The organism is Pseudomonas kairouanensis (assembly GCF_004682055.1).
GTDB lineage: Bacteria > Pseudomonadota > Gammaproteobacteria > Pseudomonadales > Pseudomonadaceae > Aquipseudomonas > Aquipseudomonas kairouanensis.
In genome coordinates this window covers 109,215-120,491 of record NZ_QUZU01000008.1, presented here as the reverse complement: position 1 = coordinate 120,491, position 11,277 = coordinate 109,215, and the positions used below count along the sequence as shown (strand labels likewise).

11 protein-coding genes are annotated in these 11,277 nt (G+C 62.8%); 6 read left to right on the top strand and 5 right to left on the bottom strand.

Going from position 1 to position 11,277, the window contains the following annotated elements; all coding sequences use genetic code 11:
* Positions 1 to 107: 107 nt before the first annotated feature.
* Entirely contained in the window at positions 108 to 2,147 is a 2,040-nt protein-coding gene (locus DYL59_RS09315; RefSeq protein WP_135288918.1) for an NADPH-dependent 2,4-dienoyl-CoA reductase, read from the top strand.
* Positions 2,148 to 2,190: 43 nt separating this feature from the next.
* Complete coding sequence (locus DYL59_RS09310) at positions 2,191 to 3,075, top strand: 1-aminocyclopropane-1-carboxylate deaminase/D-cysteine desulfhydrase (protein WP_135288917.1); 885 nt, start codon at positions 2,191 to 2,193, stop codon at positions 3,073 to 3,075.
* Here the strand turns inward: DYL59_RS09310 and DYL59_RS09305 are convergent.
* From DYL59_RS09305 to DYL59_RS09295, 3 genes are all read right to left on the bottom strand, one after another.
* Positions 3,065 to 3,622: a cytochrome b gene (locus DYL59_RS09305; protein ID WP_135288916.1), complete on the bottom strand. Its 558-nt coding sequence runs from the start codon at positions 3,620 to 3,622 to the stop codon at positions 3,065 to 3,067. The two genes, DYL59_RS09310 and DYL59_RS09305, sit on opposite strands and share 11 nt — an antisense overlap.
* A gap of 114 nt (positions 3,623 to 3,736) precedes the next feature.
* Positions 3,737 to 4,564 (bottom strand): phosphonoacetaldehyde hydrolase, encoded by an 828-nt coding sequence (phnX, locus tag DYL59_RS09300; RefSeq protein WP_135288915.1) that lies wholly within the window; start codon positions 4,562 to 4,564, stop codon positions 3,737 to 3,739.
* Positions 4,561 to 5,682 carry a 2-aminoethylphosphonate--pyruvate transaminase gene (locus DYL59_RS09295; protein WP_135288914.1) on the bottom strand — a complete coding sequence of 374 codons (1,122 nt, stop codon included), beginning with the start codon at positions 5,680 to 5,682 and terminating at the stop codon, positions 4,561 to 4,563. The genes phnX and DYL59_RS09295 overlap by 4 nt, the downstream gene beginning before the upstream one ends.
* 109 nt (positions 5,683 to 5,791) lie before the next feature.
* On the opposite strand from DYL59_RS09295, the gene DYL59_RS09290 reads away from it, so the two are divergent.
* Together DYL59_RS09290 and DYL59_RS09285 are read left to right on the top strand one after the other, a co-directional pair.
* Complete coding sequence (locus tag DYL59_RS09290; RefSeq protein ID WP_135288913.1) at positions 5,792 to 6,649, top strand: LysR substrate-binding domain-containing protein; 858 nt, start codon at positions 5,792 to 5,794, stop codon at positions 6,647 to 6,649.
* Between the two features lie 100 nt (positions 6,650 to 6,749).
* Positions 6,750 to 7,457 carry a YebC/PmpR family DNA-binding transcriptional regulator gene (locus DYL59_RS09285; protein ID WP_135288912.1) on the top strand — a complete coding sequence of 236 codons (708 nt, stop codon included), beginning with the start codon at positions 6,750 to 6,752 and terminating at the stop codon, positions 7,455 to 7,457.
* Positions 7,458 to 7,579: 122 nt separating this feature from the next.
* Here the strand turns inward: DYL59_RS09285 and DYL59_RS09280 are convergent, their stop codons facing one another.
* Both DYL59_RS09280 and zapE read right to left on the bottom strand, forming a co-directional pair.
* Entirely contained in the window at positions 7,580 to 8,881 is a 1,302-nt protein-coding gene (locus DYL59_RS09280; protein ID WP_135288911.1) for a protein kinase, read from the bottom strand.
* A gap of 40 nt (positions 8,882 to 8,921) precedes the next feature.
* Complete coding sequence (zapE, locus tag DYL59_RS09275; RefSeq protein ID WP_135288910.1) at positions 8,922 to 10,016, bottom strand: cell division protein ZapE; 1,095 nt, start codon at positions 10,014 to 10,016, stop codon at positions 8,922 to 8,924.
* A 215-nt stretch (positions 10,017 to 10,231) separates the two neighbouring features.
* On the opposite strand from zapE, the gene DYL59_RS09270 reads away from it, so the two are divergent.
* Both DYL59_RS09270 and DYL59_RS09265 read left to right on the top strand, forming a co-directional pair.
* Positions 10,232 to 10,729 carry a Csu type fimbrial protein gene (locus DYL59_RS09270; RefSeq protein ID WP_167496673.1) on the top strand — a complete coding sequence of 166 codons (498 nt, stop codon included), beginning with the start codon at positions 10,232 to 10,234 and terminating at the stop codon, positions 10,727 to 10,729.
* Positions 10,723 to 11,268, top strand: a complete 546-nt coding sequence (locus tag DYL59_RS09265) for a Csu type fimbrial protein (RefSeq protein ID WP_135288909.1) — start codon at positions 10,723 to 10,725, stop codon at positions 11,266 to 11,268. Before DYL59_RS09270 ends, DYL59_RS09265 begins: the two co-directional genes overlap by 7 nt.
* The last annotated feature ends 9 nt before the right edge of the window (positions 11,269 to 11,277 follow it).

The window sequence follows — 11,277 nt, the reverse complement described above, 5'->3', positions numbered from 1 at the left end:
TCGGTCATTGAGCCGTCGTCCACCGCCTCTTAGTCTGTGGGACATAAACCGATGGCAGTCCATACGAGGCTGCCACGTCCCGTGATGATCCGTTGTGGAGCTTGACCATGACCGCTGCTGCCTACCCGCACCTGCTGGCCCCGTTGGACCTGGGTTTTACCACCTTGCGCAACCGTACCCTGATGGGCTCGATGCACACGGGCCTGGAAGAAAAACCCGGTGGGTTCGAGCGCATGGCCGCGTACTTTGCCGAACGTGCCCGTGGCGGTGTGGGCCTGATGGTCACCGGTGGCATTGGCCCGAACGATGAAGGCGGGGTGTATGCCGGCGCCGCCAAGCTGACCACCGACGAAGAAGCGCAAAAGCACAAGATCGTGACCCACGCCGTGCACGAGGCGGGTGGCAAGATCTGCATGCAGATCCTCCATGCCGGCCGTTATGCCTACAGCCCCAAGCAGGTTGCGCCCAGCGCGATCCAGGCGCCGATCAACCCGTTCAAGCCCAAGGAGCTGGACGAAGAGGGCATCGAAAAGCAGATCCAGGATTTCGTCACCTGTTCGCTTCTGGCCCAGGTCGCCGAGTATGACGGCGTGGAAATCATGGGCTCCGAAGGTTACTTCATTAACCAGTTCCTCGCGGCCCACACCAACCATCGAACTGACCGTTGGGGCGGCAGTTATGAAAACCGTATGCGCCTGGCGGTGGAAATTGTTCGGCGGGTGCGTGAGGCGGTAGGCCCGAATTTCATCATCATCTTCCGCTTGTCCATGCTTGACCTGGTGGAAGGCGGTAGCACCTGGGAAGAAATCGTGCAGTTGGCCAAGGCGATTGAAGGCGCTGGCGCGACCATCATCAACACCGGCATCGGCTGGCACGAGGCGCGCATCCCGACCATCGCCACCAAAGTGCCCCGTGGTGCGTTCAGCAAGGTCACCGCCAAGTTGCGCGGTGCGGTGCAGATTCCCCTGATCACTACCAACCGCATCAACACCCCGGAAATCGCCGAGCAGATCCTGGCCGAAGGCGACGCGGATATGGTTTCGATGGCGCGGCCGTTTTTGGCGGACCCCGAGTTCGTCAACAAGGCGGCCGCCGGCCGCGCCGACGAGATCAATACCTGTATCGGTTGCAACCAGGCCTGCCTGGACCACACCTTTGGCGGCAAGCTGACCACCTGCCTGGTCAACCCACGGGCGTGCTACGAGACTGAGCTCAACTACCTGCCCGTGCAGCAGATCAAGAAAATTGCCGTGGTCGGCGCCGGTCCTGCGGGCCTCGCTGCGGCTACCGTTGCGGCCGAGCGCGGCCACCAAGTGACGCTGTTCGATTCGGCCAGCGAGATCGGCGGCCAGTTCAATATCGCCAAGCGTGTGCCGGGCAAGGAAGAGTTTTTCGAAACCCTGCGCTACTTCAAGCGCAAGTTGCAGACCACCCATGTGGAGCTGTGCCTCAACACCCGTGTGGATGTCGAGCAGTTGAAGGCCGGCGGATATGACGAAATCATCCTGGCCACCGGCATTGCCCCACGCACCCCGGCGATTCCCGGTATCGATAACGCCAAGGTGCTGAGCTACTTGGACGTGATCCTGGAGCGCAAGCCGGTCGGCAAGCGCGTGGCCGTGATCGGTGCGGGCGGCATTGGTTTTGACGTGTCGGAGTTCCTCGTGCACCAGGGCGTGTCCACCAGCCTGGACCGCGAAGCGTTCTGGAAAGAATGGGGTATCGACACTCAGCTGCAAGCCCGTGGCGGTGTGGCCGGGATCAAGCCTGCGCCCCACGCGCCGGCCCGTGAGGTGTTCCTGCTGCAACGTAAAACGTCCAAGGTCGGCGATGGCCTGGGCAAGACCACCGGCTGGATTCACCGCACGGGTTTGAAGAACAAGCAGGTGCAGATGCTTAACAGTGTCGAGTACCTGAAAGTCGACGATGAAGGCCTGCATATCCGTATCGGCGCCGAGGGCGAGCCCCAGGTGCTGGCGGTGGACAACATCGTCGTCTGCGCCGGTCAGGATCCGTTGCGCGAGTTGCAGGATGGGTTGATCGCGGCCGGCCAGAACGTACACCTGATCGGCGGCGCCGATGTGGCCGCCGAGCTGGATGCCAAGCGTGCCATCAACCAAGGCTCGCGACTGGCCGCCGAGCTGTAAGGCGGCATAGACTACGGGCCCTTTGCACATTGAGATGCACCCGATGGGCCCGTTCGATTGGCTTCCCCACGCTCCCCTTGAACCCCTGCACCTGGATTGGCTGCAAGGGGTCGAGCTGGCCGTGCTGCGCCTGGACCGCATCGACCCCCTGATCAGCGGCAACAAGTGGTTCAAACTCCGTGGGCACCTGGCCCAGGCGCACGAGGCCCGCGGCATCATCAGCCTGGGCGGTGCGTACTCCAATCACCTGCATGCGTTGGCGGCGGCGGGGAAACGCTTTGATTTCCCCACGGTTGGCCTGTTGCGCGGTCATCCCCAAGACAACCCCACCCTCCACGACCTGAAAGCGTTCGGCATGCAGCTGCATTGGCTAGGTTATGGCGGCTATCGTGCGCGGCATGAAGCGGGTTTCTGGTTGCCCTGGCTTGAGCAATACCCCGATTTGCATCCCGTGCCCGAAGGCGGTGGTGGGTTGGCGGGCGCCGTGGGGTGTGGCGTGCTGGTGGAACAGGCGAAGGCGCAGCTGCCTGCATTGGGCTGGGCCGACTATGACGCTTGGTGGCTGGCGGCAGGGACGGGCACCACACTGGCGGGGCTGGTGTTGGCGGAGGCGGGCGCGCACCCTGTGTATGGCGCCATGGCCGTGCCGGATGGCCACGGCGTGGCGCAGAACGTGGATGCCATCGTGCAGGGACGTTATGAACTGTTGGACGCCAGCCGAGGGGGATTTGCCAAGGTCGACCCGCAGTTGCTCAGCTTTATCGAGGCGACGGAGCAGGCCTGCGGCTTGCCGCTGGAACCGCTCTATACCGCCAAGGCATTGCTGGCCCTGAAGCACCAGATCGAGGCCGGGCGCTTTGCCCCCGGCACTCGCCTGATCTTCATCCACACCGGCGGCCTGCAAGGTCGCCGAGGGTTCAAGGGTTAGCCCGTTTACCCGGCATCATGCGCAACGCCGTGTTATCGCGCATCACATAGTGATGAAAGATCCCCGCCAACGCATGCAGCCCAATCAACCAATACCCCACCTTGCCAAACCACACATGCCAACCCTCGATCTGCTTGGCTAACGCTTTGTTTTCGGCGATCAACGGCGGCAACTCCATGCCATAGAACATCACCGAATGCCCCTCGGCACTGACGATCAGCCAACCGGCAATCGGCATGCCGATCATCAACGCATACAGCGCCACATGCATCAGCGTGGCCAGCAGGCTTTGCCATTGCGGCGGTGCCGGCACGATCTTCGGCGCCACCCCCAGGCTGCGGGCAAACAGGCGCAGCCACACCAGCACGAATACCGTAAGGCCGAACATGAAGTGCATCTCCACGATCAACGTTCGCGCGCCACTGCCTTTGGGAAACTGGCCGCGTAGCTCAATGCAGGCGTAGACCACCGCCAGTAGCACCACCATCAACCAATGCAACGCAATCGACATGGTGCTGTAACGCGTATCGGAGTTCTTCCACGGCATCGCTGGGTTCCTCACTCATCAGGGCAAACCTCCATTCTTGGGTGATGGAGTGCTGTAACTGTATGCCGGTTTTGAGCGCTTTGCCTGGCGTAAGTGCGCTTGTCTTGACCTCTATCAGTGGCGCTGGGGCATTTCGCCAAGGATCAGTCGCGCGTTGATATCGGCGATCACCGCTGGCAGGTCAGTAATGGTGTCGATCAGGTAGTGGGGGCGTGCGCCAGCGAACATCGCCTTGATGCGCTGGCGCTCACTGGCCAGGGTGACGGCGTCCAGGGCGCGGAACTGCTCGTAGGTCAGGCCCAGGGCATTGCCGGAGCAGGTCAGGGCCACGGTCCACATACCGGCGCGACGGCCTTCAAGGATGCCTGGCACTGTGTCGTCGACCTTCACGCAGGCCGCTACATCATCAATGCCCAGGGCAATCACGTTGGCCAGGGCCTGGGCCGGCCAGGGGCGGCCGTTGGGCACTTCGTCGGTGGCCACCACATGGTCGGCGTAGTAGCCGTTGGTGGCGGCCAAGGCCACGACCTTGTCCATCACCTGCTTGGGGTAGCCGGAGCAGGAGCCGATCTTGAGGCCTTGCAGGCGCAGCCGGGCGATGGTGTCGAGGGCGCCGGGTATCAGCGCCGAATGCTCGGCGATCTTCTCGATCTGCAGCGGCATGAAGCGCTGGTAAAGGGCGGTGACGTCATCGTCGGTGGGCGTACGTCCAAAAACCTGGCGATAGCGCTCGGCCACGCTGGGCTGATTGCACAGGGTGCGGATATGGTCCCATTTGCCCATGCCCATTGGGCCCCGGGCTTCTTCGATGGAAACCTGCACGCCGAACTCGGCAAAGGCCTCGACGAAGATCTGGGTGGGCGCAAAGGAGCCGAAGTCGACGACGGTGCCAGCCCAATCGAGAATCACGGCCTGGAGGGTGTTGGGGTTGTGGTAGTTCATGCGTGCGATCCAATAGAAGAAAGGGTGATGCCCATGGCGTGCAGTGCCTCGGCGATGGCGGCGACGGCGGCGTGCATGTCGGGGGTGTCGACATGGCCGATGCAGCCCACGCGAAAGGTTTCCACCTGGGTCAATTTGCCGGGATACAGGATGAAACCCCGGGCCTTGACCCGTTCGTAGAAGTCCTTGAACTGGTAGCGCGGGTGTTGGGGCGCATGGAAAGTGACGATGATCGGCGCCTGGATCGCCGCTGGCAGGAAGCTGCGCAGGCCCAGTTCGGTCATGCCGTCCAGTAGCGCCTGGCAATTGCCGGCGTAGCGTTGATACCGTGCGCGCAGGCCGCCTTCTTCGGCGTATTGCTGCAGCGCTTCATGCAGCGCGGCCACCACATGGGTGGGCGGGGTAAAACGCCACTGGCCGGTCTTGGTCATGTAGGCGTGCTGCTCGAACAGGTCCAGCGCCAGGGAGTGGCAATTGCCCTGGGCTGCGGCCAGCGCTTGCGTGCTGGCGAAGACGAAACCCATGCCGGGCACGCCCTCCAGGCATTTGCCGGAGGCGGCGATGAGGGCATCGAACGGCACTTCACGGGCATCGATGGGCAATGCGCCGAACGAACTCATGGCATCGATGATCAAGCGCTTGCCGTGGTGTTTGACCACATCGGCGATTTGCGGCAACGGGTTGAGGATGCCAGTGCTGGTTTCGCAGTGGATCAACGCAACGTGGGTGATGGCGCTGTCGGCGCGCAGCAGGTGGTCGACGTCGGCGGCGGTGGTGGGTTGGTCCTCGGCGGTTTCAAAGGTGCTGAAGCCGCGACCGAGCACTTTACAGATCATCGCCAGGCGCTTGCCGTAGGCGCCGTTGATCAACACCAGTACTTTGCCGTCACGCGGGACCAGGGTGCCGATGGCGGCTTCGACGGCAAAGGTGCCGCTGCCTTGCAACGGTACGCAATGGTGGCTGGCGCTGCCATTGATGATCGCCAGCAACTGCTCGCAGACGCTGGCGGTGAGTTGGTTGAAGCGCTCGTCCCAGGAGCCCCAATCCACTAGCATCGCCTGGCGGGTGCGGGCGGAGGTGGTCAGGGGGCCGGGCGTGAGCAGGATAGGCGCGGTCATTTCAAATCCTCGTGAAACTGGGCTGAATCTACGACGCCTAAATTGCAGTTTGGCTTGTTATCAATCAAATTGTTTGTTGTTATGCGAGCCATCAGTGAGGCCGATAGCTATGAACCTGTTCCAACTGCGTGCATTCGATGCCGTGGCCCGTGAGGGCAGTTTTACCCGTGCTGCAGCGCGGCTGTTTATCAGCCAGCCGGCGGTGACCGGGCATATCAAGGCGCTGGAGGAGTACTACCAGATCCCCCTGCTGCGGCGCACCGCGCGACGCGTGGAGGTGACCGAGGAGGGTGCACGGCTGGCGGCGATCACCCGTGCCATCTTTGGCTTGGTGGATGAGGCGCAGGCCCTGCTCGAAGCCAACCGTCAGTTGCTCACCGGGCGCCTGGAAGTGGCGGCGGATGGGCCGCACCTGGTGATGCCGATGATCGCCAGCCTGCGGGCGCGTTACCCCGGCATCACCGTCAACCTGCGCCTGGGCAACGCCCAGGACACCTTGGCGGCGTTGTTGTCCGAACATGCGGATGTGGCGGTGCTGACTGAGGTGGAACCGCGCAATGGCCTGTATCTGAAGGCGTTGAGCCAGTCGCGGATCTGCGCGCTGGTGCCCGCCGGCCATGCCTTTGCCACTCAGCCTGACGGCATTCACCTGGCGCAACTGCACGAACAGATCATGGTGCTGCGTGAGCCCGGTTCCATCACGCGCCGTACATTTGATCAGGCCTGTGAGGCCGCGGGCGTGCAGCCCAAGGTGTTGCTGGAACTGGACAGCCGCGAGGCGGTGACCGAAGCCGTCGCCGCCGAACTGGGGGTTGGGGTGGTGTCGTCCATTGAGGTCAGCCCCGACCCCAGGGTGCAGGCGATCGCTTTGCAAGGGGATGGCCTGGTCAACCGGCACATGCTGGGTTGCCTGGAACGGCGCCGTTCATTACGGCTGATCCAGGCGTTTTTCGAGTTGGCGCCCTGACGGATTTTTGGTGGAACGTTGTGTTTTTGCCCTATAAACTCTGCCCCCAAAGCGCCGGCCAGTAGACGTTTGGGCGCGATGGACAGGAAGAGAGTGAGTCATGGGCGCACAGTGGAAAGTCAAACATAAAGAAGCGGCATCCAATGCCAAGGGTAAGATCTTCGGCAAGCTGGTGAAAGAAATCACCATCGCTGCCCGCAACGGTGCCGACACCGCGACCAACGCCCACTTGCGTCTGGTGGTGGAGCAGGCCAAAAAGGCCTCGATGCCCAAGGAGACCCTGGAGCGCGCCATCAAGAAAGGTGCGGGCCTCTTGGGTGAAACCGTGCAGTACCACCGCGTGACCTACGAAGGCTTCGCGCCGCACCAGGTGCCGCTGATCGTCGAGTGCGTGACCGACAACATCAACCGCACCGTAGCGGAAATCCGCGTGGCGTTCCGCAAGGGTCAACTGGGTGCCTCCGGCTCCGTGGCCTGGGACTTCAACCACGTCGGCCTGATCGAAGCCTCGCCGGATACCCCGGATGCAGATCCGGAAATGGCCGCTATCGAAGCGGGCGCCCAGGATTTCGAAGACGGCGAAGAAGAAGGCAGCACCCTGTTCATCACCGAGACCAGCGACCTGGACGCGGTACAGAAAGCGCTGCCGGAGCAAGGCTTCACCGTGCTGTCGGCCAAGCTGGGTTACATCGCCAAGAACCCGGTGAGCGGCTTGACCGATGAGCAGATGGCCGAGGTTGAAGCCTTCCTGGAAGGGCTGGACAACCATGATGACGTGCAGGATATGTTCGTTGGGTTGGCTGGCTGATTCCTGGCTGAAGGAACACAGTCCAAATGTGGGAGGGGGCTTGCTCCCGATAGCGGTGTAACAGTCGATATCTACATTGACTGACACATTGCTATCGGGAGCAAGCTCCCTCCCACATGGGTTTAGTGGTGTTGGTGGGAGTTGAGTACGGCTTCAATTTCGTCGAAACCCGGCCGCGCCAACACATCCGGCTGGCAGCAGCTGTCGCGCAACGCTAGCAGCTCCTCACTTGCTTGCCCCTCAACCCGCTCCAACAACTCCCCCAGCAACACCCCAAACGCCCGCACCTCAATGCGCTGCAATGCCCGGGTCTCCAAGGTGTCCGCCGTGGCATGGAACGACGCCGCGCCAAAATCTCCCAGCAGGCAATCCCCGTCTTCATTCCACAAAATATTGTGGCCATACAGGTCGCCATGGGTGATGCCGTGCCGGTGCAAATGTGCCGCCGCCGACGCGATGCCCCGTGCCATACGCAGCGCCACCTTCAGGTTGAAACGGGTACCGGGCTCGTAGACGTCGCGGCTGCACGAGGCCAGGCTCGGCAGGGCCGCGAGGTTGCGGTAGCTCGGGTCTATCAGGTCCATGACCAGCGCGGCCTGCCCGTCGGGGTGGCCCACGACGCGACCTTCCACCTTGATCAGGTTGGGGTGCCGTCCGGCCGCGATACAGGCCTGCATTTCGTGCAGCGGCGAGCCGTCACTGGTGATGGTGCCTTTGTAGAGTTTGACGGCCACGGGTTTTCCCGCCGGTTTCCACAGCGCCTGGTGAATGACCCCCGAGGCGCCTTCGCCCAGTACCTCGGCCAGTTCCAGCTCGGACCATGGGATCTCACGGGTCGTTTCGTCCGCCCGTACATCAACCGCCATTTCCACCGGGTTACCCGCGTAGGCCAGCCAGGTCAGGCTCGGCAACGCCAGCAGCCAGTGTGGCAAGTGGGTGAAGCGGTTGGAGGCGATCCGCAGCAGTTCGAGGTTATGGCAGTTGGCCAGGCTTTCCGGCAGATGGGTCAAGTGGTTGCCGGCCAGCATGAATTTTTGCAGCAGCGGCCTTTGGCCCAGTTCATCCGGCAGGTGGTTGATCTGGTTGTCGGTGAGGATCAGCCAACGCAGCAGCGGTGGAAGGGCGGCGGCGGGTACGTAGCTGATCTGGTTGGCCTTGAAGCCGATCATGCTCAGTTTGGCGCACTGGCCCAGGCATTCGGGCAGTGCGGTAAACCGGTTGTCCGAGCAGAACAGCACACGCAGGTGGGGCAGGCGGTGCAGGTCGTCGGGCAGGCTGCTCAGGGCGTTGCCGCTGAGGTTGAGGATTTCCAGGGAGTCGGCCAGTTCGAAGATTTCCTGGGGGAATTCGGTCAGCCCGCAGGACAGGTCCAGGCGCGTGATACCGGCCAGTTGGCCGGCCTTGAGTTGGGCGAGGGTATGCATGAACGGCGCGGTCTCTGGGCAATGGAGGCGTAAAAGCCGCTCATGATAGCGGGTCGGGCAGCGCTTGCGCGTTCACCTGCCCTAATTGACCCAGGCGGCTGGCAGTGCGCGCCAGATCGATGGCCTGGCCCGCCAGGGATTCGGCCAGGGGGCCTGGGCCGATCAGGATCAGCTGCTTGTCCTTGTCGTAGAGCACGTCCACCAGGTTGATGAAGCGCTGCTGAACGGCAATCGGGCAGTCGGCCAGGTGCGGCAGGCCATCGATGATCCAGAGGTCGAAGTCCTGGCACAGCAACAGGTAGTCCATCACCGCGGTCAGTTGTTCGCAAAGGTCGTTGAAGGTGAAGGCGATGGTGCGGCCCTGCTCGCTGCGGCAGCGTAACTGGCGGTTACCGACGATCAGCGGCTGTGGCGGGCAGTCTGCTGCCGGAAGGTCAAGCATTTCCCGCTGGCTGGCGGTGCCCGGCCAAACGTAGTGGCCGCTGGTAAAGCGCTGGGTACTTTGGGCCTGGGGCAGGCTGCGAAAGTCTTGGGGCGAGCTGACCTCCAGCACTTGCATGCGCGCGGCAATCAGGTCGATCACCGGCTTGAAGCGTTGGTGGTACAGCGGGTTGGGCAGCAGCCCTTCGGGCGCGTAGTTGGAGGTGACCAGCACCCAGATGCCGCGTTCGAACAAGGCCTTGAACAAGCGGCTGATGAGCATGGCATCGCCGATGTCGTGGACGTGGAATTCGTCGAAGCACAGCACCTGGCAACCAGCCAGCAGCTCATCCAGGGTCACTGCCAGTGCATCGTCCTGACCCTGGTGCTGGAACATCCCTTGGTGCAAACGCGCAAAAAAATCGTGGAAGTGCACACGCTGTTTGTCGGCAATCGGCAACGCCTGGAAAAAACCGTCCAGCAGCCAGCTTTTGCCGCGCCCCACCGGCCCGTGCAGGTACAGGCTGCGGGTGGGAAGGCCGGCGCTCAGGTGCTGGGTTTCGCGGGCCAGGGCGGTGATGGCTTGGGTCTGCCCGGCGCTGAGGGTATAGCCCTGTTGTGCGGCTTTTTGCTGAAAGAAAGACGGGATGGCAGAGGCGTCGAGTGTGTCGGGTTTTTTACCGAGTAGACGACGAATCAGGGAGCGCGCAGCCAAGGCAAATCACTCTGTAGGGCGGTGGTCGCTCACTTTAGGGCGCTCGTGGCGGTTTGACCAATAGAGAAGCGGCACACCAGCTATCTCAAAAAAGCATGGCGCGCAGGAAATCCTGTCCAGACTGGCAGTTTCTCGTTGAGTGACTAACCTCCTACACAGCAGTCACCCCTGTACAAGGATTTGGGGCAGTGAAGGGAACGGCAGTACTGGCAGTCATGGGCGCGATGCTCTGCAACACGGCTTATGGTGCGCAACTCCAAGTGGAGGTGCGTATCGACGTGCAGCGGGGCTGTCAGCTGGTGGGCACCACCCGCGAAGCTGGCATCGAGCAACTTGGCGTATTGGATTTTGGCAGCGGGCCGCGTCTGGATGACCCGGCCGGGCCCCTGAGTGCGGCGCTGATCAGTCAGCGCCAGCCGCGCCTGGAGTGCAACCCCGACACGCCTTACCAGATGCGCGTCGACGGCGGCCTGCATGGCGGCACCGGCGACGTGCGTTACCTGAGCGCCACCCCTTCGGGCAAACCCATTCCCTATCGCATTTACGCCGATGCCGCGCGGCGTATTCCTCTGCCGGTGGATGTGCCCCTCAGTGGCCGGGTGCCGGACTCCGGCAGCGTCGACCTGCCGCTCTACGGGCGCATCGAACCGCTCAAGGACATTCCCGCCGTCGGTCGTTATTCGGACCTGCTCAAGGTCACGGTCACATGGTGAGCCGTGGCCTGGCCCTGGTGGCCATGGGTGGCCTGCTGCTGCTGGCTGATGATGCGCAGGCAGCTGCCGCCACCGGGCAGATCCACGCACGGCTGGTGATCACCGCCAGTTGCGAGGTGAGCAAAGGCGTGGACACAGCACCTGTCAGCCCCACCGGCGGCACGGCGATGCTGGACTTCGGCAGTGCCGGCCCGACCTGGGACAGCCCCCTGGCCGCTGGTGTGACCGATGGTGACAAGGCGCCGTTGTCGGTGTCCTGCAACCCGTCGCTGGTCAGCAGTTTCACCGTGACCATCGATGGCGGTGCCCACGGCGACGGAAGCACCCGGCGCCTGAGCAATGGCCGCCAGACCATACCCTACCGGCTGTCGGCAGACCCTTTGGGGCAGAGCGCCTACAGCATCGGCCAGCAACGCAATTTCGTCGTGACCAGGGGCACCCAGATACCGATCCCGGTATTCGGCTCGGTGGTGGCGAATACCAGGGCCTTACCGGCCGGCATCTACACAGACACCCTGACGGTGACTCTGGATTGGTAAACCATGAGG